This window comes from Amycolatopsis sp. cg5 (assembly GCF_041346955.1).
Classification (GTDB): Bacteria; Actinomycetota; Actinomycetes; order Mycobacteriales; family Pseudonocardiaceae; genus Amycolatopsis.
In genome coordinates, this window is record NZ_CP166849.1 from 1,266,210 (window position 1) to 1,290,855 (window position 24,646).

General features: G+C 68.4%; 23 protein-coding genes. 13 read left to right on the forward strand and 10 right to left on the reverse strand.

From position 1 onward, the window contains the following. Positions 1-509: 509 nt before the first annotated feature. Both AB5J62_RS06195 and AB5J62_RS06200 read left to right on the forward strand, forming a co-directional pair. Positions 510-2,600, forward strand: coding sequence for a M36 family metallopeptidase (locus tag AB5J62_RS06195; protein ID WP_370947142.1), 2,091 nt, complete (start codon positions 510-512; stop codon positions 2,598-2,600). After that, positions 2,597-4,174, forward strand: a complete 1,578-nt coding sequence (locus AB5J62_RS06200; RefSeq protein WP_370947143.1) for a M28 family peptidase — start codon at positions 2,597-2,599, stop codon at positions 4,172-4,174. The genes AB5J62_RS06195 and AB5J62_RS06200 overlap by 4 nt, the downstream gene beginning before the upstream one ends. A gap of 75 nt (positions 4,175-4,249) precedes the next feature. Here the strand turns inward: AB5J62_RS06200 and AB5J62_RS06205 are convergent, their stop codons facing one another. Continuing rightward, positions 4,250-5,446: a type I restriction endonuclease gene (locus tag AB5J62_RS06205; RefSeq protein ID WP_370947144.1), complete on the reverse strand. Its 1,197-nt coding sequence runs from the start codon at positions 5,444-5,446 to the stop codon at positions 4,250-4,252. Between the two features lie 140 nt (positions 5,447-5,586). Here AB5J62_RS06205 and AB5J62_RS06210 point away from each other — a divergent pair, with 140 nt between their 5' ends. From AB5J62_RS06210 to AB5J62_RS06225, 4 genes are all read left to right on the forward strand, one after another. Beyond that, the gene (locus AB5J62_RS06210) at positions 5,587-6,249 is read left to right on the forward strand and encodes a winged helix-turn-helix domain-containing protein (RefSeq protein ID WP_370947145.1); all 663 of its coding nucleotides are present in this window, start codon (positions 5,587-5,589) and stop codon (positions 6,247-6,249) included. 72 nt (positions 6,250-6,321) lie between these two features. Next, on the forward strand, positions 6,322-6,951 hold the full coding sequence (locus AB5J62_RS06215) for a hypothetical protein (protein ID WP_370947146.1): 630 nt from the start codon (positions 6,322-6,324) through the stop codon (positions 6,949-6,951). Then, the gene (locus AB5J62_RS06220; RefSeq protein WP_370947147.1) at positions 6,948-7,289 is read left to right on the forward strand and encodes a hypothetical protein; all 342 of its coding nucleotides are present in this window, start codon (positions 6,948-6,950) and stop codon (positions 7,287-7,289) included. Before AB5J62_RS06215 ends, AB5J62_RS06220 begins: the two co-directional genes overlap by 4 nt. Positions 7,290-7,366: 77 nt before the next feature. Next, positions 7,367-8,320 carry an AAA family ATPase gene (locus AB5J62_RS06225; protein ID WP_370947148.1) on the forward strand — a complete coding sequence of 318 codons (954 nt, stop codon included), beginning with the start codon at positions 7,367-7,369 and terminating at the stop codon, positions 8,318-8,320. On the opposite strand, the gene AB5J62_RS06230 is transcribed toward AB5J62_RS06225, so the two are convergent. After that, positions 8,317-9,318, reverse strand: a complete 1,002-nt coding sequence (locus AB5J62_RS06230) for an alpha/beta hydrolase (RefSeq protein ID WP_370947149.1) — start codon at positions 9,316-9,318, stop codon at positions 8,317-8,319. The two genes, AB5J62_RS06225 and AB5J62_RS06230, sit on opposite strands and share 4 nt — an antisense overlap. Before the next feature lie 17 nt (positions 9,319-9,335). After that, the gene (locus AB5J62_RS06235; RefSeq protein WP_370947150.1) at positions 9,336-10,628 is read right to left on the reverse strand and encodes a cytochrome P450; all 1,293 of its coding nucleotides are present in this window, start codon (positions 10,626-10,628) and stop codon (positions 9,336-9,338) included. Positions 10,629-10,790: 162 nt separating this feature from the next. Here AB5J62_RS06235 and AB5J62_RS06240 point away from each other — a divergent pair, with 162 nt between their 5' ends. The 3 genes from AB5J62_RS06240 to AB5J62_RS06250 all read left to right on the forward strand — a co-directional run bounded on the left by AB5J62_RS06240 (position 10,791) and on the right by AB5J62_RS06250 (position 14,539). Beyond that, entirely contained in the window at positions 10,791-11,624 is an 834-nt protein-coding gene (locus AB5J62_RS06240) for an SAM-dependent methyltransferase (protein ID WP_370947151.1), read from the forward strand. Between the two features lie 119 nt (positions 11,625-11,743). After that, entirely contained in the window at positions 11,744-13,837 is a 2,094-nt protein-coding gene (locus AB5J62_RS06245) for a putative bifunctional diguanylate cyclase/phosphodiesterase (protein WP_370947152.1), read from the forward strand. A gap of 66 nt (positions 13,838-13,903) precedes the next feature. After that, entirely contained in the window at positions 13,904-14,539 is a 636-nt protein-coding gene (locus AB5J62_RS06250) for a hypothetical protein (protein WP_370947153.1), read from the forward strand. Between the two features lie 52 nt (positions 14,540-14,591). Here the strand turns inward: AB5J62_RS06250 and AB5J62_RS06255 are convergent, their stop codons facing one another. Further along, positions 14,592-15,230: a LuxR C-terminal-related transcriptional regulator gene (locus tag AB5J62_RS06255; RefSeq protein ID WP_370947154.1), complete on the reverse strand. Its 639-nt coding sequence runs from the start codon at positions 15,228-15,230 to the stop codon at positions 14,592-14,594. Between the two features lie 100 nt (positions 15,231-15,330). After that, the gene (locus AB5J62_RS06260; RefSeq protein ID WP_370947155.1) at positions 15,331-16,278 is read right to left on the reverse strand and encodes a TIGR01777 family oxidoreductase; all 948 of its coding nucleotides are present in this window, start codon (positions 16,276-16,278) and stop codon (positions 15,331-15,333) included. Between the two features lie 82 nt (positions 16,279-16,360). Here AB5J62_RS06260 and AB5J62_RS06265 point away from each other — a divergent pair, with 82 nt between their 5' ends. Then, on the forward strand, positions 16,361-16,654 hold the full coding sequence (locus AB5J62_RS06265) for an Imm53 family immunity protein (protein ID WP_370947156.1): 294 nt from the start codon (positions 16,361-16,363) through the stop codon (positions 16,652-16,654). Between the two features lie 230 nt (positions 16,655-16,884). Here the strand turns inward: AB5J62_RS06265 and AB5J62_RS06270 are convergent, their stop codons facing one another. The 3 genes from AB5J62_RS06270 to AB5J62_RS06280 form a co-directional block, all read right to left on the reverse strand. Beyond that, positions 16,885-17,331: an RDD family protein gene (locus AB5J62_RS06270; RefSeq protein ID WP_370947157.1), complete on the reverse strand. Its 447-nt coding sequence runs from the start codon at positions 17,329-17,331 to the stop codon at positions 16,885-16,887. Positions 17,332-17,418: 87 nt separating this feature from the next. Beyond that, positions 17,419-18,039 (reverse strand): TetR/AcrR family transcriptional regulator, encoded by a 621-nt coding sequence (locus AB5J62_RS06275; protein WP_370947158.1) that lies wholly within the window; start codon positions 18,037-18,039, stop codon positions 17,419-17,421. A 27-nt stretch (positions 18,040-18,066) separates the two neighbouring features. Continuing rightward, positions 18,067-19,479 (reverse strand): MFS transporter, encoded by a 1,413-nt coding sequence (locus AB5J62_RS06280; RefSeq protein ID WP_370947159.1) that lies wholly within the window; start codon positions 19,477-19,479, stop codon positions 18,067-18,069. 165 nt (positions 19,480-19,644) lie between these two features. Here AB5J62_RS06280 and AB5J62_RS06285 point away from each other — a divergent pair, with 165 nt between their 5' ends. Both AB5J62_RS06285 and AB5J62_RS06290 read left to right on the forward strand, forming a co-directional pair. Then, positions 19,645-20,316, forward strand: coding sequence for a TRM11 family methyltransferase (locus AB5J62_RS06285; protein WP_370947160.1), 672 nt, complete (start codon positions 19,645-19,647; stop codon positions 20,314-20,316). A 67-nt stretch (positions 20,317-20,383) separates the two neighbouring features. Next, on the forward strand, positions 20,384-21,688 hold the full coding sequence (locus AB5J62_RS06290; RefSeq protein WP_370947161.1) for a sensor histidine kinase: 1,305 nt from the start codon (positions 20,384-20,386) through the stop codon (positions 21,686-21,688). Between the two features lie 8 nt (positions 21,689-21,696). On the opposite strand, the gene kstD is transcribed toward AB5J62_RS06290, so the two are convergent. Then, entirely contained in the window at positions 21,697-23,409 is a 1,713-nt protein-coding gene (gene kstD / locus AB5J62_RS06295; protein ID WP_370947162.1) for a 3-oxosteroid 1-dehydrogenase, read from the reverse strand. A gap of 61 nt (positions 23,410-23,470) precedes the next feature. Beyond that, positions 23,471-23,737: a hypothetical protein gene (locus tag AB5J62_RS06300; RefSeq protein ID WP_370947163.1), complete on the reverse strand. Its 267-nt coding sequence runs from the start codon at positions 23,735-23,737 to the stop codon at positions 23,471-23,473. Between the two features lie 106 nt (positions 23,738-23,843). On the opposite strand from AB5J62_RS06300, the gene lepB reads away from it, so the two are divergent. Continuing rightward, positions 23,844-24,629: a signal peptidase I gene (gene lepB, locus AB5J62_RS06305; RefSeq protein ID WP_370947164.1), complete on the forward strand. Its 786-nt coding sequence runs from the start codon at positions 23,844-23,846 to the stop codon at positions 24,627-24,629. Positions 24,630-24,646: the final 17 nt, after the last annotated feature.

Here is a 24,646-nt window from a genome sequence, read left to right on the forward strand (position 1 = left end):
GTTAACTACCCGGCATTGGGTTCTAACCGCCCACAACGCTCACGAGCCCGTGGGGCTGGGCGCGCTGGGATGACTTGGCTGTGGGCGAGGGGATCACCTCGCTCCGGCCTCGACGGCGATGGCGAGTGAGTGGTCACTCTGCTCCGCTGGGTGCAGCAGACTTACCAATCGCGGCCGCGGGCCTGACGGAGTTGCTTTTGGGACACCTGGCGGCCCAAAAGCAACTCCGTCACCCCCGCAGTCTCCTGGACCGCGCCACCTTGGACCGTCCGCTCACGACGGTTCGGGATCTCGGCGGTCTCGTCGAGTTTCGACGTGGTGGTGGTGAAACCGGTGGCCAATTCCCCCGGTGCGGGCGGGTCGGATGGGTGCGTTGAAACGGTCGGTGGGTCCGTTTTGGGCGAAACAGTCACGGGTTGGTCTCCAGTGTGTATTTACTTCGCGCCGGGTCTCTCTTCTAGAAGCACACTCGGATACGGACGCGGAATCGCTTTGCGTGAGGGGCAGAAATGGCCGGTCAGAGTCAGATCCCGGAAGATTTCAACGCGTTGTACGACTCGGGCGCGCGGGCCGCCCGCAGCACGCCGCTTTCGGCGCCGTCCCGTACCGAAGGCCATGGCAGGCTTTCGGCCGAGATTCCCGGGCTGCTCGTCGACTACGACGAAGCCACCGGGCTGCCGAACCGCATCACCGTCGAGCGACCGGAGGGCAGGCTGACGCGCCTCGGCGCCGCGTCGCCGGAGGAGGCCGCCGCGAACTTCGTGCGCGAGCGGGGCGACCTGTGGGAGCTGTCGCCTTCGGACGCCGATGGGGTCGAGGTGGTCTCGGTCAGCGGGCGTGGGCTGCCCACGGTGCAGCTCGTGCAGCGGGTCGAGGGTGTCGAGGTGTTCAGCTCGGAGGTCACCGCCGCGATCGGCGGGGACAACCAGGTGATCGCGCTGGCGGGCCAGTTCTTCCCCGGGGCCACCGACGCGAGCGGGCAGCGCTCGGCAGGCCCGGTGACCTCCGCCGAAGAGGCGATCTCCCGCGCCGCGCTCGACCTGACCGGTACGCACTACGAACCCGGCGAGTTCACCCGCGCAGGCGGCGAGGACGGCCAGTATCGCTTCTACGCGGTCCCCGACCCTGAAAGCCGACTCGTGCCGGACAGCAGGCCCGCGTTCGAACGGCCGGTGCGCGTCAAGGACGTGCTCTTCCCGCTCGGCGACGGCCGGATGTCGCCGGGCTACTATCTCGAACTCTGGATCAAGGGCTTCCCCGCTTTCAGTTACGTCATCGACTCCGTCGATGACCCGGATGTCTTGTTCCGCAAGAACCTCAGCGCCGACACGGCCGTCAGGTACAAGATCTTCAACACCGGCGACGCGCTGCTCCGGCCCGAGGACGGGCCCGCGCCGGGCACGCCGCATCCGACGGGCACGCCCGACGGTTTCCAGGCGCCGACCATTCCCGAGCGTGTGATCGACACCGACGGCCTCCTCAAGGGTGACCCGTGGCTGCCGGACGGCGCGACGACCACCCAAGGCAACAACTGCTTCGCCTACGCGGATCTTGCCGCTCCGCAAGGCTTCGGCGCCGGCGACGTCGTCGGCAAGGCGAGCGCGCCGGGCTGTTTCGAGTACACCTACGACCACACCAAGGCCGCGAGTGACCCGAACAACCTGCAGTCGAGCCTGGTCGGCATGTTCGTGCACGTGAACTGGCTGCACGATCGCTGGTACGAAGCCGGTTTCGACGAGGCGGCCGGCAACGCGCAGCAGGACAACTTCGGCCGTGGCGGGTCCGGCGGCGACCCGATTCTGGCCGAGGGGCACGACTTCAGCGGCACGGACAACGCGAACATGGCCACCCCTGCGGACGGCGCCAGCCCGCGCATGCAGATGTACGAGTTCGTCGGTGTCAGCCCGCTGCCGAGCCGGACGAGCAATTTCGACGCATTGATCACCTTCCACGAGATGGGGCATTACATCACCAACCGGCTGGTCGGCAACGCCACCGGCTTGTCCAATCAGCAAGGCCGGGCGATGGGTGAGGGCTGGGGCGATTTCTTCGCCGTCTGTATGACATCACAGAGCACCGACAATTTCGCGGACGGCGTGTTCGCGGTCGGCGGCTGGACCGACGTCACGGCCACCTTCAAGGACAACTACTACTTCTCGATCCGCCGCTACCCGTACACCGCCGACCTTGGCAAGAACCCGTTGACGTTCAAGCACATCAGCGCCAACGTCGTACTGCCGTCCGGCCCGCTCAGCAACCCCAACGGCGGCGGCCCGAACAACGAGGTGCACAACGCGGGTGAGGTCTGGTGCGCCACGCTGTGGGAGGTCTTCGTCAATCTCGTCACGAAGCACGGGCATGCCGAAGCCGAGCGTCGCATGCTCGAATACGTCATCGGTGGCCTCAAGCTCACCCCGTCCCGTCCCACGTTCACTCAAGCCCGCGACGGCATCATCTCGGCGGTGGCGGCCCTGAACGCGTCAGACCTTTCTGAGGTCTGGCAAGGCTTCGCGAAACGAGGAATGGGAACCGCGGCGGTGTCGCCGCCTTCCTCGTCGACGTCACTCGCGGGCGTGGTCGAAAGTTTCGATGTACCATGAGACTCGTACTGTTCGATCTAGGGAACACGTTGGAGCAGAACGACATCCTGCTCCCGGGCGCGTTGGAGACCTTGCGCGCGATCAGCGAGCTGCCGGCGGCCAAGCTCGCGCTGCTGTCGGACTTCGACATGCCCGCGACCCCGGCGGACATTCCGGAGATCCGCGACCGCTACTACGCCATCCTCGACAAACTCGGCATCCGCTCGTTCTTCGAGCCACTCGAAGAACGGGTCACGTTGTCCACGGACGTGGGCGTCTTCAAGCCCGACAAGCGAGTTTTCGCCGCAGCGGCGGGGAAAGTCGGCCTTGAGTTCGCGGACGTCTTCTTCGTGACGGAGAACGCGGGCCATGTCCGCGCCGCCAAGGCGCTGGGCATGCGCGCGGTCCAGCTCGGCGCGGACATCGACAGTCTCGCCGAAGTGCTGCCGCTGCTCGTCGACGAGACCACGGTCTTCCGCACGACTCCCGACGCGATCCCGGCGGGCTTCCGCTGGGTCCGCATGGGTGACGCCGTCCTCGCCGCCGGTCCGCGGGCCGACGTCTCGAACCTGCGGCTCGTCACCCAGAACGGACGACTGTTCCAGGAAGAGCACCCCGAAGTGCCCATCCTGCTGGACAGCGGGCGCTACCTCATCGCGGCGGGGGACATCCCGCAGCCCGGAAGTCCTTATGAGCCTTGCTATTCGGTCAAGCCGGTACCGTGGGACACGGTCGTGCTGGAACGTCGGGCGCCGACCGCGGGGCGCGCCCCGGTGGCCTGGGTACAGGCCTGTGTCGACAAGGTGACACGTGAGCCGTTCGAACAGGACCTGACGAAGCTGGTGTCGTTCACCAGCAGGCATTCCACCGGACCGGGCTTCGACGCGGCCGCGACCTGGGCGGCGTCCGAACTGTCGGCCGCGGGCTACGGCGTGACCACCGAATCGGTCCCGCTCGGCGGCAAGACCACCCGCAACGTCATCGCCGACCGCCTGGGCGACAACCGCGCGCCGCACGCGCTGGTCGTCGTCACGGCACACCTCGACTCGATCAACCTCGCGGGCGGCCCGGCACCGGGCGCCGACGACAACGGATCGGGCAGCGCGGGCGTGCTCGCGATCGCCAGGGCACTCGCCGGCGTCCAATTCCGGCACGACCTGCGGTTCATCCTGTTCGGCGGCGAGGAACAGGGCCTGTTCGGCAGCCTCCGGCACGTCGCGGGGCTCCCGGCCGAGGAGCGGTCGCGGATCAGCGCGGTGGTCAACATGGACATGATCGGCACGCTGAACTCGCCCCCGCCGTCGGTGCTGCTCGAAGGGGCCGCCGTGTCCCAGCACGTCATCGACGGTCTCGCCGAGGCCGCGGCGACGTACACCTCGCTGGCGGTGCAGACGAGCCTGCACCCGTTCAACAGTGACCACGTGCCGTTCATCGACGAGGGAATGCCCGCGGTTCTCACGATCGAGGGAGCCGACGGAGCCAACACCCACGTCCACAGCGCCCGCGACACCCTGGAGTTCATCGACTACGGGCTCGCCGTGGAGATCCTGCGGATGAACGTGGCCTACGTGGCCGGGCTGCTGGAACTCGGCTGAGGCTGTCCGGGCGCCGCCGCGAAAGGAGGAATTAGGACATTCACCGTCCCAATTCCTCCTTTCGCACGTGGCTGGCTACACGTCAGGCCAAGCCGGCGAGACCTCGTCCTCCGGCAGACGAGGTTCGTCAACCAGGTCCTGGACGTCCGGCTGCAGGCCGGCGTTGGTGTAGCGGGCAACCGTCTTGCGCAGATGATCCGCGTGTTGGTAGATGTCCTCGACATGCGTGATCGAGAGACGGGTCTCGACCTTGTTCTCGTCGAACACGCCGAGGTACTTCTTCGAGCGGTTGAACCACAGACGGGCAATCGGCTTGCGGTTGTTGTCGTCGAGCAGCACACCGTAGTAGGTCTTGGTGTCGCGTCCGACTATTCGTGCGGAAGACACCTCGCTGCAGGCGATCGCCCGCACGATCCGGTAGCCTTCCAGCTCTTCCTCGGTCGTGACGATATCGCCATTGCTGTCACGTTGTTTGCTGTCCTGTGGTGGTTCGGCAGCCGCGCTCACCTGGGCGGCCGGCTCGGCGGGACCGTTCGACACGCTGACATAAGAGTCCGGGCCGCCGAGAGCGTTCTTGAGTCGATCGTTGACCTGTTCGTTCAGGAACTGCCGGGCGGCCTTGTCCACGAGTGGAACGAACTGTTCCCGGACGCGCTGGGTGAAGGCGCCATCGTAAACACGTGTCGTCAGGAAGCGCACCCACTCGTCCTCCGGCTGCTTGAACTGCGCCGCGAGGATACGTTTGAGCTGACCGATGTACTTCAGTTCGCCCGCGGCACTGATCACCGAGTCGAGGTCGAACGACTCCTTGGTGAGCTTGGCCAGCTCGGGGAGAAGCGTGTCATCGATATCCGAAAAGTCCAGTACCAAGAACGGCTTGGCGTCCATGCGGTTCGGCGCGTCCAGGTCGGTGTAGAACTGGTACGTTTCGCCGTTCGTGAGGATCGCGATCCGCGCATTGGTCACGGCGAAGTAGCGGAAAAGCTGTGACGCGTGCTCGATGCGCAGCGGGTCGTTGATCTTTTTCGCCTCGACCAGCACTTCGACGCGACCGTTGTGGACGATGGCGTAGTCGATCTTCTCGCCCTTTTTCGTGCCGACGTCCGCGGTGAACTCCGGTATGACCTCGGCGGGGTTGAAGACGTCGTAGCCCAGAACGTTGCTGATGAACGGCATCACGAAAGCGTTCTTCGTCGCTTCTTCGGTCCCGATATCGGCCTTGTGCTTACGGATCTTCAACGCCAGAGCCTGTGCGCGCTCGGCGATTTCCATCTCGACACCTCTCTCCCGGCTGCGCGAGATAGGTCGGCGAACAGCGTTCAAGCGTTACGGTTATTTATGCACCGAAAGACCGCCTATGTGTCCTGTTCCTGCCACCCCGGGCAAGGCGAACGCGGTTACGCTCAGGTCCGATGGCAGAAGTACTGGTGGTCGAGGACGACGCCGAGCTCCGCACAGCGGTCACCGCCGCCCTGACCGCGACCGGCCTGTCCATCACGCAGGCCCGCGACATAGCCGAGGCCGACCGAGCGCTCAAGAGCGCGGCCCACGACTGCGTCGTCTTCGACCGCATGCTCCCCGACGGCGACTCCGCCGGGTACGTCTACCGGCGGCGCCAAGAGGGCTGGGCGGTCCCGGTCCTCTTCCTGACCGCGCGTGACAGTCTCGCCGACCGGATCGGCGGGTTCGAGCACGGTGGCGACGACTACCTGGTCAAGCCGTTCGCGGTGGCGGAGATGACCGCGCGGGTGCTCGCGCTGTGCCGTCGCTCGGGTGATGGCAGGCCGTCGGTGCTCACGGTGGACGATGTCGTGCTCGACTCCGCGCGGCGGGAGGTGCGGCGGGGTGGGGTGCTGCTGACCTTGAGCGACAAGGAGTTCGCGGTGCTCGAGTACCTCATGGTGCGGGTCGGGCAGGCTGTCGGGCGGGCTGAGCTGCTCGAACACTGCTGGGATGGCAGCGCGGACCCGATGTCGAACGTGGTCGACGCCGTGGTGCGCCGGGTGCGGGTGAAGCTGCGGGAACCCGGGGTCATCCACACCGTGCACGGGCGGGGCTACCGGCTCGACGGCTGAGCCGATGTATCGCGGATGAATCGGGGTGCGTCACGCTGCTCGCGTTACCGGAGACGAGCGGGGTGAACGGGCATGAAGAGCAAGTCGAATCTGCGGCGGGCGGCCGTGTACGGGGTGGCGGGGCTGGCCACGGCCGCGCTCGGGGCGACCTCGGCGAACGCGCTGTTCGACAGCCAGCCTGACGTCAAGGACGCCGCGCAGACGAACCCCGCCGCGCCCGTGCCCGCCCCCGCACCCGTGAAGGCGCCGGAGCCCGTGGCGGCGGCCAAGCAGGTCACGCCCGAACCGGTGCACAAGCCCGCCGTCGCGCCCAAACCCGCCGTGGCGCCCAAGACGGCCAAAGCGCCCAAGCGCAAAGCCGTGCCGGTGTCGACGCGCAAGGCGCCGACGCCGAGGTTCGTCGTGCGGGCCGCGGTACAGAAAGAGACCGTGCAGAAGGAAGCGGTACCGCACGAGACCGTGCGCCAAGCGAAGGCGCCCGTGGTGAAGCGGACGGTGCGTCACACGGTCGAGACGGCCGTCGCCGCGGTGGACCACGCCCAGAAGGCTGTCGACGAGGCCACCGAGCGGCTCGCCAAGGCGCGCAAGCACCTTGAGAAGTCCAAAAAGGACTTGGAGCAGGTGAAGCGGCACACCGGGCACCACGCGAAGCACGTCAAGGACCACCACTTCAAGATCCTGCCGATCGACGTGCTGTCATGACGGCCGCGCTCGACGAACGGCCGGAGGACGACACCTACTACCTCCTGATTCCCGAGGAGGTCTGGCTGCACCAGACGCCGGACCTCCCGGAACCCGAGGAACCTGAAGACCTCGAAGACGAGGAAGACTTCTACTACCTCGAACAGGAGCGCAAACCGCTGAGCCTGGCGACGTTCACCGGGCTCGGCGGCGCGTCGGGTTCGCTGGCCTTCGGGGTGGCGACCGGCGCGGTGATCGCGTCGCCCGTCGGCATGGTGGTCGGGATCGCCGCGGGGATCTTCGGCGGCCTGATGGGCAGCTCGCTGGCCGAAGAGCTCTACGACCGCAAGCATTCCTGAGCGCTGTACCGGATCATGGGGGTTTCTGTACCGGCGTCGTTAGCCTGCACGGACGCGACGGCGGCAAGGGGAATCAGGTGAGCAGGTCCAGGGCAGGCGAGGTCTACGAGGCGATCGCGCGCAACGTGCAGGGCGTGATCCGCGGGAAGCCGGAGGTGGTGCGTCTCGCCGTCGCCGCGTTGTTCGCCGAGGGGCATCTGCTGATCGAGGACGTGCCGGGGCTGGGCAAGACGACGCTGGCCCGGTGCCTCGCGCGCAGCATCGGCGGCAGCTGGAACCGCATCCAGTTCACGCCGGACCTGCTGCCGGGCGACATCACCGGCGTCACCGTCTACCACCAGAAGGACGAGCGGTTCGCCTTCCATCCCGGCGGGATCTTCGCGAACATCGTGGTGGCCGACGAGATCAACCGCGGCACGCCGAAGACGCAGTCCGCGCTGCTGGAGGTGATGGCCGAGCGGCGGGTCACGGTCGACGCGGTCGGGCACGAGGTGCCGAGGCCGTTCCTGGTCATCGCCACCCAGAACCCGATCGAGATGGAGGGCACCTACCGGCTGCCGGAGGCGCAGCTCGACCGGTTCCTGATGCGGCTGAGCGTCGGCTACCCCGACCTCGAGTCCGAGGTGTTCGTGATCATGAGCGACTGCGCGGGCGTCACCCCGGACGACCTGCCCGCCGTCGTCGACGTGCAGACGTTGCGGGCCGCCATCACCGAGGTCCGATCGTCGCATTTGGACAGAGCCGTCGTCGAATACGCCGCCAGGCTGGCCGCCGCGACGCGCGAGCACACCGCCGTGCGCTTCGGCGCGAGCCCGCGCGGCAGCATCGCGCTCGTGCGTGCCGGGCAGGCGCTCGCCGCGACCGATGGCCGCCAGTTCGTCACCCCCGACGACATCAAGGCCGCCGCCGTGCCCGTGCTCGCGCATCGGCTGGTGCTCACCGCCGAGGCCGAACTCGACCGGCGGGGCGCCGCCGACATCGTCTCCGATGTGCTCGCGGCGACGCCGGCGCCGTCGATTTCGACCGTCTAACCGAGACTCTTCATCCAGTCCTTGACGGCCTGGTGGAAGTCCGGCGCGTTGGGCGCGTAGTTGATAGCGTGCCCGTAGCCGGCCAGCAGGTACGTCCGCAAGCTCGCGGCCGGTGCGAAGTACGGCGACTCCGACTGCCGCAAGGCTTCCGCGGACGAGCAGTCGCTGCCGAGCGGCAGGCCGCAGAAGTGCGAGTCGCCGTCGCCGACCACGAGCAGCACGGGGACGTTGATCTGGGCCGACGCCGGAATGACGACCGTGGTCAGCGCGATCGTGTCGATCGCCTCCGTCGCGGCGAAGACGTCCTTTGTGGACTCGTCGTAGGCGATCGCGCCGGGCACGTTCGGGCCTGGCGCGTGGAACGACGAATACCGGGTGCCGGGGGCGGTGGTGAGGTAACCCGCGTCGAGGCCCCGTTTGCCGAGCTGCGGGTCGAGCGGCGCCGGGATCATCTGCGCCAGCACCGGGACGACGGTGATGTAGTTCATCCGGTGCGTCATGTCGGTGACCAGCACGCCGTCGACGTCACGGTGGAAGCCCGCCTCGATCATCGCCATCGCGGCGCCGATGGAGTGCCCGCCGACGATCACCTTCGAGAACCGCGGCCGCAGCGTCTGGATGACCTGGTGCACGGCGTTCGCCTGCACGGTCGCGGTCACCAGCGCGCTGAGCGGCTTGGAACTCTGCCCGGTGCCGAGCCGGTCGATCGCGAGCGTGGCGTAGCCCGCGTTGTTCATGGCGAGCCGGAACGACCGGGTTTCCGGGGTGTACGCGATGTCCCAATAGGAGCTGTTGTAGGTGCCGCCGGGAATGAGCACCTGGACGGTCTTGGCGCCCGGTGGCGTGCAGAGCCTGCCGTACATCGTCGCGGGCAGCAGCCCGGCCGACACCGGGACCCGCACGTCCTCGCAGCTCACCGGCGCGGCACCGGCCGGGCTGGGCACGAGCAGTGCGGCCGCGGCGAGCAGTGCCGCCGCGCAGAGCCTGGGGAAACGCAAGGGAAAACGACCTCCAACTAGTTGCGACGCGATGCCGTCATGGGCATGCGGCTGGGATAGGCGGCCGAGGTGAACCGCACGCGCACCGGCTGGTCCGGCACGGGCACCAGCCGCCAGCGGGCGGCCACCGTGGCCAGGGTGAGGATGATTTCGGTCTTGGCGAAGACATTCCCGAGGCATTGGCGGTTGCCGGCGCCGAACGGGATGAACGCGCCGCGCGGCGGCTCCGTGCGAGCCCAGCGATCGGGGTCGAACTTTTCCGGCTCCTCGAAGGAATCCGGGTCGAAGTGCAGCGCGTGCGGGCTGACGATGACCTCGTCGCCCGGCTGGATCCGCGCACCGCCGAGGTCCACCGGTGCGGTGGCGCGCCGCATGAGTATCCACACGGGATACATTCGCAGCACCTCGTCGACGACCATCGCGGTGAACCGCAACCTCGGCACATCGGCGAAGCACACCGGGCGGCCGCCGAGCACCTTGTCGACCTCGGCGTGTATCCGCCGTTCGATCTCGGGATTCCGCGCGATTTCGTGGAATACCCAGGAAAGCGCGAGCGCGGTGGTCTCGATGCCCGCCGTCAGCAACGTGATGACCTCGTCGTACGCCTGCTGATCCGACATGCCCGCCAGCAGCAACAACGACAACACGTCGCCGTGATCGATTTCTTGCCCGCGCCAGTTCGCGATGACTTCGAGCACGATCGCGCGCATGCGGTCGATGGCCACGTCGAACTCGCGATTGCCGGGCAACGGCAGCTTTTCCACGAACGCGGGTGAAAGCGCGCGGATCATGCCCTGTTTGATCACGATGAAGATGGACCGGCGCGCTTCGCTGATCGCGCGCTGCCCGATTTCCGTCGAAAACAATGTTTCGCCGACAATGGTGACCGCCAGTGCCTGCATGTCCTCGTCGATCGCGCGGATCTCGCCTGGCCGCCACGCCGAAGTCAAGTCACGGGCGGCTTTCACCATGGTGTCCGCGTACCGCACGATGCGGTCGTGGCGGAACGCGGGCTGGACCAACCGCCGCTGGCGCAAGTGGAAATCGCCGTTCGAGAGCAACAGGCCGTTGCCGACATAAGGTCGGAATTTGTCGAACATGGCGCCCTTGCGGAAACTCGCGCCCTCGGTGACCAGCACGCGATGAGCGAGTTCCGGGGTGGTCACGAAATAAGCGGGCAGCGGGCCGAGAAAGACCTTCACGATTTCCCCGTGCGCGCGCAATCCTGCGGTGAAGGCGAAACGTCGGCGCAGCATCGCGGGGGTGTGCCCGAGAAAAGGCCACCGACCGGGCGCCACCGGGACGGCCATCAAGACTCCTCGCCGAGTCGTGGGGAAGCGTTCACCATAGGCCCGTCCGGGGGAGGCAGACAGTGCCCGATCGGGTGGTCCGGGCTCACGCCGATGGCGCAGCGACCGATGGCGGCGGGACCGGCTAAGCTCTTCCGCTTCTCCCAACGAAAGGGTGATCCTGTGACACGGCAACAGGAATGGGTGCCACCGAGTGTGGACGTGTCCGTGCCGAGCATGGCACGGACGTACGACTTCATGCTGGGCGGCGGGCACAACTTCGCGGCCGACCGCGCGGTCGGCGACCAGATCGAGCGGGCCATGCCCGGCCTGCGCGCGGCGGCCAGGGTGAACCGCAAGTTCCTCGGCCGGGTCGTGCGATTCATGGTGGCCAGTGGAATCCGGCAGTTCCTCGACGTCGGCTCGGGAATTCCGACCGTGGCCAACGTGCACGAGGTGGCACAGGCGGAAGATCCGGACTGCCGGGTCGTTTATGTCGACCGTGATCCGGTCGCGGTCGCGCACAGTGAACTCATGTTGGCCGAAAATGACCGGGCGGCCGTCGTGCACGCCGATATGCGCGACCCCGAGTCCATTCTCGCCAGTCCCGAAGCGGACCGCCTGCTCAATTTTGACGAGCCAGTCGGGTTATTGATGCTGTTGATGTTGCATTGGATTCCCGACGACTCCGATCCGGCGGGTTTGCTGGCTCGGTACGGTTCCCGGCTCGTTCCCGGCAGCTATTTGGCGATCACGCACGTGTCCGGCGATCATCAGGGTGCCGGTTTGGCGGCGGCGACCGACGCGATCAAGCGCAGCAAGAGTCCTGATCAGGTCAATCTGCGGACACATGCCCAGATCACCGCATTGTTCGACGGTTTCGAGCTGATCGAGCCCGGTCTTGTCGGATGTGGGGAATGGCGGCCGCGTGGTCCCGGTGACATCGCCGACGAACCCGGAATGAACATGCTGGTTTATGCTGGCGTAGGCCACAGGAAAGCGTTCGACGGAGCGTGAATCGGACGTGGAATGCCGCTGCCGATTGTGTGACGCCCTTTCATGCTTTCGGCCGAGCGCGGGCAGACGCGCGGTGGGTAAACTGCCGCGCAACCTGAAATCACAGCAGGGCTACGGAAATGCCTGACCCAAGCCGTTCTGAAGCCATGCCCGCCGAGCCGGACCGCGGCCGCACGCGGGCGGCGCTCGCGCGTAAATGGACCTATCTGCTCAGCGGTGTCGTCGTCGTGCCGCTGGGCGCCGAGGAGCTGGGCCGGGAATTGTGCGTCCAGCTCGACATCCTGTGCGACGCGGTGCGCGACGAGGACGTCAAGCCGATCCGGCGGGTCGGCGAACGGCTGGTCGCGCTCGGCTACGTCGGCGAAGCCGGGCTGCGCTGCACGCTCGACGTGCTCGGCAAGGGAATGCTGGCGCTGCCCGAATTCCAGCCGACGGAACGGTTCGCCGAGCGGATACTGCTCGCGCAGAGCGCGCTGGCCGTCGGGTTCCTGGCCGCCGCCCAGCGCGCGGTCTTCGATCAGCAGGAGAGCATGCACCTCTCGCTGCTCAAAGCCGTCCGCGACGCCAAATGGAACCTCAAGGAGAGCGAAGCGCGGTTCGACGAGGTCATCACGTCCTCGTCGAGCGGCGTGCTGATCGTCGGCCTCGACGGCCGGGTACTGCGCGCCAACGCCGCGGCAGGCGTGATACTCGGGCTCACGCAGCCGGAGCTGTCGGGCGTCGAGCTGGCCGAACTCGTGCACCCGGACGCCGAGCGGATGCTGCGCGAGGGCCTGCGCGCGTTGCTGGACGGCACCAAGGAACGCGTCCGCCAGACCCAGCGCCTGCTGCGCAAGGACGGCGACGTCGCCAGGGTCGCGCTGACCGCGTCACTGCTGCGCGGCGCCGACAACGGGCCGAGCCACTACGTCGCCGTCATCGAGGACGGCACCGAATTGATGTTGCTGCAGAGCGAATTGAGCCGCCAGTCGCTGCACGACATGCTCACCGGCCTGCCGAACCGCCAGTTCTTCGGCACCAGGCTGGAGACCGCGCTGCGCGACGCGGGCGCCGAGTACGGCGTCACCCTCTTCCACCTGGACCTCGACGCGTTCGGCCTGTTGTGCAACAGCCTGGGCAGACGCGCGGGCGAGCGGCTGCTCGTGCACGTCGCGCAGCGGCTGAAAGCGGTGCTGGCCAAGGAAAAGACGATCATCGCGCGGTTCGACGGCGACGAGTTCGGCATACTGGTGGAGAACAGCGCGACCACCCCGCCGGTCGCCGGCATCATGGCGGAGATCAACGCCGAGCTCGCCGAACCGTTCTATGTGGACGGACACGGCCTCGCCGCGTCCGTGAGCGCGGGCATCGTGCACCGGCCGTCACCCGGCATCGACGCGGCCGAACTCCTGCGTGCCGCCGACCAGACCTTGCGCCGCGCCAAGATGGGCCGCCGCGGCCAGTGGGAGCTGTTCGACCCCGCCGCCGACGCCGAGGACAGATACGCGCACGGGCTCGCCGTGAGCATGCCCGGCGCTTGGGAGAACGGGCAGATCACCGTCCGCTACCGTCCGGTCACGCGGCTCGCCGACGGCCGGGTCGCCGGTGTCGAGGCCGTTCTCCACTGGGATCACCCCGAGGCAGGCCCGCTCGACCACGCCCAATGCACGGAACTGGCGGAGCGCACCGGCTTGATCCTCCCGCTCGGTGACTGGCTGCTGCGCAACGCGGCCGGTCAAGCCCACTGGTGGCGCCAGCAGCACGGTTTCACCCGCCCGCTCGCGGTCGGCCTCACGGCCCACCAGGCCGCCGACGCCCGCCTCGTCGCCAGGGTGGTCCGCGTCCTCGACGCCACCCGCCTCCCGCCCCGGCAGCTGATGATCGGCATGCCGGTCGGCGCGCTGTCGGTGCCCGGCGCCGCCGTCAACCTGGCGAACCTCGCCGGTCTGGGCGTGCGCACGGTACTCGTCGACTTCGGCCTGGCCCCGGACGATCTCGCCGCCGTTCGCACCCACGGCGTCCATTTCGTCCGCATCGCCGCCCGCCTGGCCGACCACCACGCCTCTTACGTTGCCGCACTGGTCGGCGAGGTTGACGCCCGCGTGGTCATCGACGGCATCGCGACCGCCGCCCAGGCCGCCTGGTGGCTCGCCGCCGGAGCGGACGCCGCCACCGGTCCCTTCCTCGGCCCCGCCGTGCCACCAGGAGAATTCCCGATGCCGAAACAAAACTGAACCACTTTCGTTATGTGACCGTATCTCCTTCCGTGGGCGCAAACAGATACCGCCGGAGGAAGACGTATGGGTTACCTGAGAAGCGTTGGGAAGCACCGTAAGCGCGCCACGATCGGCATCGCGTCCGTGCTGGGAGTGGCGGGTATCGCCACCGCCATCTTCACGTCGACGACGCCTTCCAGTGAGGCGGCCGAGAGCTGCCAAGGACTCGATACCGCTTTGGGGAACAACTTGAAGTTCATCGCAGACCAGAAAGCCAGTCCTGATCAGCTTTCCGAGGCACGCATCGCGAACCGGCAGGCCGTCGTCGACCTCATCCAGCAGCGGCGGAAGGCTGCTGGCTGTACCGGCGCGGTCGCGGCTCCGATTCCCTTGCCCCAGCCGGAACAGCCACCGGCCGCCGAGCCGGAGCAGCCCGCGGCGGAGCCGGAGCCCGTCGAAGAACCCATTGCGGCACAACAAGTGTGCCAGGGCGCGACGGTGACGCTGTCCGGTGAGGCAGGCGCGCCCGCGGTCACGAGCAACCAGTTCCCGGTGGGCACCAGGCTCAAAGTGACCAATTTGGACAACGCCAAGTCCACCACGGTCGCGGTGAGCGGCCCGTCCGGCAGCTGCGCGCTGCTCAACAACGCGGCCTTCGAACAGGTCCGCGAGCCAGGCAAGTTCCTCATCCGGCGCGCCCGCATCGAACGCGTCGGATGATGCGCGGTGGCGTTCACCCGCAGGCGCGGGCGGGTGAACGTCACCATTTCCTTCAGCCGCACAATTCCGCGTCGCGTGCCAGCATCGCGGCCTGGACCCGGTTGTCGCAGCCGAGTTTGCCGAGCACCCGGCTGACATGCGCCTTGATGGATCCCTCCGAAAGCGACAGCGCGCGGGCGATCTGCACGTTGCCGAGCCCCTTCGCGACGTGCGCGAGCACGGACCGTTCGCGCTGGCTGAGCTGGGAGATCTGCTTGCGTGCGTGGTCCCGGTTCTCCGGCGAACGCTGGGTCAGCTGCGCGACCAGGCTCCGCGTGACGGCGGGGCTGAGGATGGCGTCACCGGCCGCGACCACCCGCACGGCGTGCACGAACTCGGCCGCTTTCCCTGTCTTGCAAAGGAAACCCAGCACACCGGCGCGCAAGGCGGGCAGCACCTGGTCGTGCGCGTGCGGCGCGGCCAGCACCACGATCCGGGTGTCCGGGGTGTAGGCCCTGATCCGCTCGGCGAACGCGAGCCCGCCGAGGTTCAGCAGCAGCACCTGTGGCAGGAGCCGCTTGGCGAGGTCGACGGCCCCGGCGCCGTCGCGTGCCTCGCCGACGACTTCGAACTCCCCGGCCCGTTCCAGCGCGTCACGAACGCCCGTGCGGAAGAGGGCCTCCTCGTCGACGATGCCCACGGTGATTCCCATGTCCTCGCTCCAGGTCTCCTCGTGGCCGGGACCACGACGTGCCCGGCGCACTCTGGACACGGACGCGGCGGCGAACCGGCTCAGCCGCCACGACGAACGGTCAGCGAACGGTCGCCAGTCCCGACGAACGGGCTCTGCGCGCCAGGTCGACCGCCGCGTCAGGCCATTCCGGGTACGCGAAGCCGAACCCCGCGCCGAGCAGCCGTCCCGGCACGACACGTCGGCTCTTCAGCAGCAGCTCGGTGTCGGAGCGCAGCACGAGAGCACCGATCTCGGCCATCCACCTGGTCGCGGGCAGCCCGAGCCGGACCCCGCACGCCCGGCGCAGCTCCCGCATGAACTCGCGCTGCGGCAGCGGGGTGGGTGCGGCGAGGTTCACCGGGCCGGTCAGGTCGCCGTCCAGCAGGAAGCGGACCGCGCTGACGAAGTCGGTCTCGTGGATCCAGGAGACGTATTGACGCCCGCCGCCGACCGGCCCGCCGAGCCGGAGCAGCGCCATCTTGCGCAGGACGTCGAACACGCCGCCGCGGTCGGGGCTCATCACCATCGCGGCCCGGAGCGCGACCTTGCGGGTGGCCGGCGTGTCGGCCTGGTACTGAGCTTCTTCCCAAGCCTTGGCGATGTCGACGCTGAAACCCCAGTAGCCGGGCACGCCCGGCTCGGCGCCGCCGATGATCCCGGTCGCCTCGTCGTTGGCCGCGTCGAAACGGTGTGCGTAGACGGTCGCCGTGCTCATCTGCAGCCAGACCTTCGGCGGCCGCTTCGCGAGCGCGATGGCCTCACCGACGACCCGCGCCGAGTCGACGCGGGAGTCCATCATCTCCTTGAGGTTCGCGTCGGTGTACCGACAGCTCACGCTGCGGCCCGCCAGGTTGATCACGGCGTCGCACCCGTCGACCTCGCTCGCCCAGGCGCCGAGCGTGCGGCCGTCCCATTGCCGGGGACCCGGCTTGCGGCTGAGCACGACGACCTCGTGCCCGGCCGCGGTGAGCGCGCGGCTGAGGATGGTCCCGACCTGCCCGGTGCCACCGGGAAGCACGATCTTCATGCCACCGACTGTACGCGCTCTTTTGAACGCGTTCAAAACTGGTCGCTTGGTCACGCTTCAGCCGGTGTCCTAGGCTCGCGCTGTGAGCGCTTTCCGCTTTGTGCAGGACTGGTACGCGGCCCACTGCGACGGCGAATGGGAGCACGAGTTCGGCATGACGATCAACACGCTCGACAACCCGGGCTGGATCATCGAGATCGACATCGCGCACACGGGCGCCGACGGCCGTAGGCTGACCAAGGCGCTCACCGAACCCGGGCCCGGCCAATGGATCTGGTCCTGGTGCGACGGCCGCAAGTTCGGCGCGGCCTGCGACCCGGCGTCACTCGAGGACGCCTTCGCCCGCTTCCGCGCCTTCATCGAGAAAACGCTGTGAGACCTAGGTCGTGAGTGGTGCGGCTGAACCACACAAAGGCCGCCCTTGTAACGCTGAACGTGACATGGGCCCCCTTCGTCACGTCCAAGAGCGTGATTCACCAGCGAGACGACGTGAACGCCCCGTTCACAACTTTGAACGTTGTGAACGGGGCGTTCACGTCGTCCCACCTCGTGCAACGGCCACAAAGTGCCTGCCACATAACCGGTCAAAACAGTCACGACCCGAAGCTAGGGGTTGATGGCGTAGAGGGCGGTGAGCAGGCTGAGTAGCCAAAACCTTGTGAGCGCCCAAAGATTCGGCCGCCCGGCGTTGTCGTCACGGATGAGGCGCAGGCCCGTCAAAGCCTTGCCCAGCGTCGCGCCGAAGAGCCGTTGCAGAAAGATCCGGTGCACGATCGAGGCCGCCACGAACGCCAGGATCGCGTAGAGCACCCAAGGCGACCCCGGCAGCCGCTGCTTCGCGACCAGTCCGACCGCCACGCCGATGCCCAGGTGAAGCACCAGGTCGGTGAGCACCGCGAGGACGTTTCGCAAGACCTTCGGCGACGGGTAGCGCGGGTCGTTGTCGTCGCCGTGGGTGGCGGGCAGCGGGCCGGTGGCGGCGACCGGGTTCCGCAGGTCGCGGACCCGGACCGTCGACAGCTCGTACTTGCGGCGGACGGTGGGTGCGGTCATGGATGATCATGATGCCGCAAGTGCGCCGGGGTCGTGAGTGTTTAGGCCGGTTAGAACCGGCCGGATCACTCACGACCCCGGCGGGGCTTACGACGTGGCCCAGCGCTGGGCTCGTTCTTCCAGCGTGGGCGGGGTGCTCGGCAGGGGAGTGGTCGCTGTGCGCAGGCCGTCGAGGATGAGCGTGAGATAACGCTGGCGCAGTGCCGAAGTCCGGTCTTCGTCGCCGATGTGGATGGCGGCCAGCTGCTCGAACACCGCGCCGAGGTCCGCGTCGGCGAAGTCGGCGCGGATGGCGTTCGCGTGGCGGGTGCGGTCCATCAGCTCGGTGCCGAGGCGGCCGGCTCGGGCCGCCGCGTCGTAGAGCTCCTGGGAGGGGGTGAACTTGCCCGCCAGTGCGATGGTGATCGAGTGGGTGTCCTTCTCGACGGTGCGGCGCATGAACGTCTCGAAGACCGTCCACGCGTCCGAACGATCGGAAAGGGCGGCTTCGAGGGTCTCGATGTGGGTCATGAGACCGTCGAAGCAGAGCTTGCGGAGCAGGTCGTCCTTGCTGGGGTAGCGCCGGTAGAGCGCGCTGATCCCGACTCCGGCCTGCTCCGCGACGGCGGCGATCGGGGCCGAGGGGTCGGCGATGAACACCTCGCGCGCGGCCGCCACGATGATCTCGTCGTTGCGGGCGGCCTGCGCCTTCCTGCCGTTGAGCGCCACGGGAATCCTCCTCCTTGACGGTGCAGCCTACTGACGGGCCTTCTTGGGGAGCAGGAAGCCGAGTGCGAACGTCACCGCGGTCAGCGCGAGTGCGATCAGCGCGACCACGCGAGCCGCTCCGACGAACTCCGGCACCCCTGCCGTCGGACCGGCTTCGCTGAAGAAGACCGTGCCCAGCACCGCGATGCCGAGTGACGCGCCGAGCTGCTGGACCGAGGTGAGCACGCCGGAAGCCGAGCCGACCTCGTCGTCGCCGAGATCGCCGACGATGATGTCGAACAGCGGCACGAAGATCATGCCCATGCCGAACCCGAACACCGCCAGCGGGACGAGCAGGCTGCCGTCGAAGGTGAAGAACAGCCCGGTCAGGCCGAGCGCCATGAAACCGAGGCCGATGTGCAGGATGTGGCGGCCGAGCTTGGTCATCAGCATGCTGCTCAGCGCGGAGCCGATGAACGCGCCGACCGCCCACGGCGCCATCGTGAGGCTGGCACGCAGCGGCGAGTAGCCGAGGCCGAGCTGCAAGAACAGGCCGACGGCCAATGAGAAGCCGGTGATCACGCCGAAGAACGCGAGCACGAAACCGACGCCGGAGCTGTACGAGCGCTTGGTGAACACGGTGAGCCGGATGAGCACGGCCGAGCCGATCTGCGCCTGCCGGTGCTGGAGCCAGGCGAAGACACCCAGGGTGGGCACCGAAGCGGCGAGCAGCACGAGCGTCCAGGCGGGCCAGCCGAGTTCGTGGCCCTGGGTCAGCGGGAAGACCAGCAGGAACATGCCGGCAGCGGCGAGCACGGCGCCGCGGACGTCGAGCCGCTGACCGCGGGCGGCGGGCTCGGAGGAGGGGAGCACCCGGCTGCCGACGGCGAGCGCGAACGCGCCGAGCGGGACGTTGATGAGGAAGATCATCCGCCAGCCGGTGCCGAACAGGTCCGCGTCCACGAGCAGCCCCGCGATCACCGGGCCTGCCACGGTGGCGAGCCCGATCACCGGCCCGAGCAGCGCGAACGCCTTGCCGACCTCGGCGCCGAACAGCTCGCGCATCAGGCCGAACGACTGCGGCACCATCACCGCGCCGAACGCGCCCTGCAGCACCCGCGCGGCCAGCAGCATCTCCGGCGAGAAGCTGACGCCGCAGAGGAACGAGGCCACCAGGAAGCCGACGACGCCGACCATCATCATCCGCTTGCGGCCGTACATGTCGCCGAGCCTGCCGCCGACCAGCAGGCCGACCGCCATCGCGAGGGTGTAGCCGGCGGCGATCCACTGCAGCGTCGAGGTCGAGCCGCCCAGGTCGGCGCGGATGGCGGGCGCGGCGATCGTGCCGACGGTCGAGTCGAGCAGGTTCAGCAGGTCGGCGGCGAGGATCGAAAACAGGCCCAGCCAGCGGCGGTCGGCCCGCGCCGGCGCCATGGCCGGGGCTTCGAGTACGGCGGTCACGATGTCTCCCAGTTTTTGGAACGGAATGCTTGGTTCCGCAACAGTAGCAGAACGGAATGCTTCATTCCAATAGGGCGGGCGACGGTAATTTCACCGTCTTCCTCGTGGTCACGCGCGCGGCTATGCTCACCGGCGTCGTCGAGGCGGAAACATGGGGTGAGCTGCATGGGCGTGCAGAGTTGGCTGGTGCTCGATGCCGAGGACGGCGAGCACGAACTGGCCGCGGCCGCGGGACAGGCCGGGCTGGTCAGCCAGCTGCGGCCGCTGATCGTCGAGCTGAGCAAGCCGGGTGACCTCGTCTTCGACCCGTTCGCGGGCTGGGGCACCACGCTGGTCGCGGCCTCGGTCGAAGGCCGCCGCGGCATCGGCATGGAGATCACCGAGTCCCGAGCCGCCGAGGCCGGGCACCGCATCGAGGGCAGGTACCCGGGGCAGATCATGCTCTGCGGCGACGCCCGCAAGCCGCCGCTGCCGGACGGCTGCGTCGACCTCGTGCTCTGCGACCTCCCGTACTTCGGCACGAACCTCGACCAGGAGTCCACAACGGACGGTCAGATGTACGCGCTGCGCGAGTACGGCGACTACCTCGACGCGCTCGACGAGGCCTTCGCCGCCATCGCCCGCACCATGCGCGTTGGCGCGCACGCGGTGATCGCGGTCCAGAACCGCCGCCTCGCCGGCAAGTTCGTCCCGCTCGCGTGGGACGCCTCCGCCGTGCTCGGCCGTCACCTGACGCTGGGCGACGAGCGGATCCATCTCTACGAACGCAAGATCAGCGGCGACGACGCCATGGTGTCCAACAAGGCGCACGAATACCTGCTGATGGCCACCAAGTAAGTCTTCTTGACGGCGGACCACCCGCGCTGACAGGCTCAATGCCCGACGCCGCACGGGAAGGACGCCGATGCCAGAGGCGAGCCCGGCGGCACCGTCCGCCAGTTTCGTGAAGGCGTTGCTCCGTAAGGGTTCCTCGGTGCTGGCCCGTTCGCCGGACCCGGACCTCGACAGCATGCCCGACTGGCGGACCGTCATCGCCGTCGAGGAAGACGGCGACTCGATCCTCATGCGGGCCGGGCGGTATGCCGTGCTCGGTGGGCTGCTGTACCGGATCGCCGGGTTTCCCAAGGTGTTCATCGGCTATGTGTCGAACAATGGGACGCTGGGGCTGGCGCCGGTGCTCAGCGCGACGGTGGTCGCGGTCGCGCTGAACGTGGCCGCGGTCGTCTGGGTGCTGCGCGGGCCGGGGATCAAGGCGAAGGTCGTCGGCCGGATGATGGGCGTCGACCTGGGGTTCGGGGTGCTGCTGAACCTGGCGGTCGCGGTGAGCGTGCCCGCGGCGATCCAGCCGTTCGCGGTGGACGTTTCGTGGACGTGGATGGTCGGTTCGATCGTGCTGTGGGCTTCGTTCTTCGGGATCGGGGCGTCGCTGGTGATGCTCGCGGTGTCGGTTCCGGTGCGGGCGGGGCTGACGCTGGCCGGCGGGCTGCCGTTGACCGATCCGCTCGCGCTGAACCGGTCGGTGGGGTGCTTCTTCGCGCTGGTCGTGGCCATGTTCGTGGCCGCGGGGATCCTGGTCGTGCTCGGCGTCGGGACGCGGTTCGCGCTGGGGATCGGGATGCGGGAGGGGCGCCAGGCCGAGCGGCTGCGCTATCAGCGGGTGATGCACGACGGGGTGTTGCAGACGCTCGAGGCGATGTCGATGGCGACGCCGAGCGATCGCACGCAGGCGGCGGACCGGCTGGACGAGCTGCGCGCGGCCGCGCGGGCGCAGGCGGCCGAGATCCGGCGTGAGCTGGTCGGTGTCGAGCCACCGGAGATCGATCGCGGGCTGGCGGCCGAGCTCGCCGAAGTCGCCACCGAGATGGCGCGCGACGGGTTGCGCACGCAGCTCGTGGCGGCCGAGTCGGACCAGGAACTCAAGCTCTCGCAGGCGCGACGCGACGCCATGTGCGACGCGGTGCGCGAGGCCATGCGCAACACCATCAAGCACGCGGGGACCAATCAGGTCGTGCTGCGGATCGAGGAGCGCGAAGGCGGCATCGCGGTGGTCGCGCGCGATCAGGGGCAAGGGTTCAGCATGCGCGAACAGCCGCCGGGGTTCGGCATCAGCCAGTCGATCATCGCCAGGCTGGCCGAGGTCGGTGGCCGGGGCACGATCGACTCACGCCCCGGCCGGGGCACCCGTGTGACGCTGTGGGTGCCGCGCTAGGACACGCCCTAGATGTCGTTCGCGGCGATGTAGCCGAACGTCATCGCCGGGCCGATCGTCGAGCCGGCGCCCGCGTAGCTGCGGCCCATCACCGCGGCGCTCGCGTTGCCCGCCGCGTAGAGGCCGGGGATGACCGAACCGTCCTGGCGCAGCACCCGTGCGCGGGCGTCGGTGACGAGACCGCCTTTGGTGCCGAGGTCGCCCGGCACGATCTTGAGCGCGTAATACGGCGCGAGCCACAGCGGCGCCAGGCAGGAGTCGGGGAATACGCCGGGATCGGTGTAGTAGTGGTCGTAGGCGCTGTCGCCGCGCCGGAAGTCGGTGTCGTCGCCCGAGCGCGCGAAGCCGTTGAAGCGGGAAACGGTGCCGCGTAAGGCGTTCTGCGGCACGCCCATCGCGGTCGCCAGCCCGTCGATCGTCCACGACTTCACGGCCGCGCCCGAGGAGTACCACGAGTCGGGGAACGGCAGTGTCGGCAGCACGTCCTTGAACAGGTACTTGTTGCGGTAGTGCTGATCGAAGACGAGCCACGCGGCCGTGTGCCCGCGCTGGTACATCGTGTGGACGACGTCGCTGTACGGCGCGGCCTCGTTGACGAAACGCTGCCCGGCGGTGTTGACGATCAGCCCGCCCGGCAGCGTGCGCTCGGCCAGGCAGAACCACGGCTCGTCCGGCAACGGGATCGCCGGGCCCCACCACGCGTCGTCCATCAACGCCAGCGCCGCGCCCGCCCGCGCGCCTGCGCGGATGCCGTCACCGGTGTTGGAGCTCGCGCCGACCGTCCAGTCCGTGCCGATCGGCTGCTGCTGGTACTGCGCGCGCATGCTCGCGTTGTGCTCGAAGCCGCCGGAGCCGACGATCACCCCGCGCCGTGCGCGGACCAGTGTTTCGGTGCCACCACGGGAAACCACGACGCCGGTGACCCTGCCGCCCTCGCTGTGCAGGTCCAGCAGCGGGGTGTTCAACCAGACCGGCACGTTCGCGGAGAGCAGCCCCGCGCGCAGCGCGCCGGCCAGTGACTGGCCCATGGTGAGCGGTTTCTGTCCCTTGAACGCGGCCTCGGTGCCGCGTGCGAGGCAGGCGGCCGAGACCGCGACGCCCTTGGGGTTGACCGCGGCCAGGTTGAGCCACTTGTAGTCGGCGCTGAACACCACCAGGCCGGGCGGAGTCGGGATATACGGCGGATTCAGCCGCGCGAGCTCGGGGCCGAGCAGGTTGCCGTCGAACATGTCCGGCTCGATCGAGCGGCCGTTCGGCATGCCGCCGGGCAGTTCGGGGTAGTAGTCGCTGTACCCCTCCATCCAGCGGAACCGCAGCGGGCTGTTCGCCATTACGAACGAGATCATCGCCGGGCCGTTGGACAGGAACGCGTTCTGCCTCGCGGCGGGCACGGCGTCGCCGACGACCGCGGCCAGGTAGCGCGCGGCCTGCTGCGGATCGTCACGCACGCCGGCGGCGGCCAGTACCGGGTTGCACGGGATCCAGATGCCGGCGCCGGAGCGGGCGGCCGATCCGCCGAACACCGGCGCTTTCTCGACCACCACGCAGCTCAGGCCACGTTTCGCGGCGGTCAGCGCCGCGGTCATCCCGGCCGCGCCCGCGCCGACCACGACCACGTCGAACTCCTCGGCGGCGGCTGCCGGGGTCGTGCCCGCTAGCCCGGACGCCGCCGCGAGACCGGTGCCCACGAACAGCCTGCGACGGGAAAAGGTGTCGGCCATGGCACTCAGATAAGAACATGTTCTAGTCTTTGGCAACGACCGCAACCCGCTTGGAGCAGCGCTACTTCTTGGGCTCCTCTTTCTTCTTCTTGGGCTTGCGCAGGCTCCTGCCCCAGACCACGAGCAGGAGCAGCACGAGCGCCACCCCGCCGGCGACCAGTTTGCTCTTGGCCGTCTTCTGATCTTGCTGAGCGGTTTCGTCCGCGGTCTGGGTGTGCGCGTGCGCGACCGCGGCGACCGGCTCCGCCGGTGCGGCGTGCGCCTGTGTCCCGATCAGCGAGAGCACCGCGAACAGCGTGGCCACGACCAGTGTGCGAACTTTCGACATCCATGCCCCCTTCTCTCGGTCGGCGGCCCAGTCTGCCTCGTCACCCGACCGTGGCGCGGGCATCGCAACCCAACCGTCATCGGCATTTGATGGGTAGCCTGACGACGTGGTCGAACCCGTTACCCCGAATGCCGCCGAAGACGATGACGACGCCGAAGGCGGTGCGACGCGAGCCGAAGGCAGGTCGCGGCGCTCGCGGCGGGGCAAGCTACCGAAGAAGAAACGGTCATTCTGGAAGGAACTGCCGATTCTGATCGCGGTCGCACTCGTGCTGACCATCCTGATCCAGCAGTTCCTCGGCAAGGTCTTCATGATCCCGTCGGAGTCGATGGAGGCCACGCTGCACGGCTGCACCGGCTGCTTCGGCGACCGGGTGCTGGTCGACCGCGTGGTCTACGACTTCGCCGAGCCGAGCCCCGGCGACGTGATCGTGTTCAAGGGCCCCGAATCCTGGGGCAACGCCGAGCTCGCGCCGCAGGAGTCCGGCAACGTGATCACCGGCGCGCTGCGCTGGCTCGGCTCGCTCGTCGGCTTCGCGCCGCCGGACGAGCGCGACTTCGTCAAGCGGGTCATCGCCGTCGGCGGGCAGACCGTGCAGTGCTGTGACGCGCAGAACCGCGTGCTCGTGGACGGGAAACCACTCGACGAGCCGTACATCCACTGGCTGGGCGAGCCCAACACGCAGCAGGCGTTCGAGCCGGTGAAGGTGCCTGCCGGGATGGTCTGGGTGATGGGCGACAACCGCAACGACTCGTGCGACTCGCGCTGCCAGGGCACCGGCGGGGTGACCGGCGCGGTGCCGGTGGACAACATCATCGGCAAGGTGCGCGTGATCGTGCTGCCGCCGTCGCGCTGGGGCGGGGTGAGCGACCACAATCCGCAGGGTGGCTGACCGCCATTGTGCGCCTG

Coding starts and splice junctions, on each gene's coding strand:
- AB5J62_RS06300 (WP_370947163.1), bottom strand. CDS start 23,737: ATGTCGAAAGTTCGCACACTGGTCGTGGCCACGCTGTTCGCGGTGCTC.
- AB5J62_RS06235 (WP_370947150.1), bottom strand. CDS start 10,628: ATGGCCGTCCCGGTGGCGCCCGGTCGGTGGCCTTTTCTCGGGCACACC.
- AB5J62_RS06245 (WP_370947152.1), top strand. CDS start 11,744: ATGCCTGACCCAAGCCGTTCTGAAGCCATGCCCGCCGAGCCGGACCGC.
- AB5J62_RS06210 (WP_370947145.1), top strand. CDS start 5,587: ATGGCAGAAGTACTGGTGGTCGAGGACGACGCCGAGCTCCGCACAGCG.
- AB5J62_RS06250 (WP_370947153.1), top strand. CDS start 13,904: ATGGGTTACCTGAGAAGCGTTGGGAAGCACCGTAAGCGCGCCACGATC.
- AB5J62_RS06255 (WP_370947154.1), bottom strand. CDS start 15,230: ATGGGAATCACCGTGGGCATCGTCGACGAGGAGGCCCTCTTCCGCACG.
- AB5J62_RS06205 (WP_370947144.1), bottom strand. CDS start 5,446: ATGGAAATCGCCGAGCGCGCACAGGCTCTGGCGTTGAAGATCCGTAAG.
- AB5J62_RS06270 (WP_370947157.1), bottom strand. CDS start 17,331: ATGACCGCACCCACCGTCCGCCGCAAGTACGAGCTGTCGACGGTCCGG.
- kstD (WP_370947162.1), bottom strand. CDS start 23,409: ATGGCCGACACCTTTTCCCGTCGCAGGCTGTTCGTGGGCACCGGTCTC.
- AB5J62_RS06215 (WP_370947146.1), top strand. CDS start 6,322: ATGAAGAGCAAGTCGAATCTGCGGCGGGCGGCCGTGTACGGGGTGGCG.
- AB5J62_RS06195 (WP_370947142.1), top strand. CDS start 510: ATGGCCGGTCAGAGTCAGATCCCGGAAGATTTCAACGCGTTGTACGAC.
- AB5J62_RS06200 (WP_370947143.1), top strand. CDS start 2,597: ATGAGACTCGTACTGTTCGATCTAGGGAACACGTTGGAGCAGAACGAC.
- AB5J62_RS06285 (WP_370947160.1), top strand. CDS start 19,645: ATGGGCGTGCAGAGTTGGCTGGTGCTCGATGCCGAGGACGGCGAGCAC.
- AB5J62_RS06290 (WP_370947161.1), top strand. CDS start 20,384: ATGCCAGAGGCGAGCCCGGCGGCACCGTCCGCCAGTTTCGTGAAGGCG.
- AB5J62_RS06260 (WP_370947155.1), bottom strand. CDS start 16,278: ATGAAGATCGTGCTTCCCGGTGGCACCGGGCAGGTCGGGACCATCCTC.
- AB5J62_RS06220 (WP_370947147.1), top strand. CDS start 6,948: ATGACGGCCGCGCTCGACGAACGGCCGGAGGACGACACCTACTACCTC.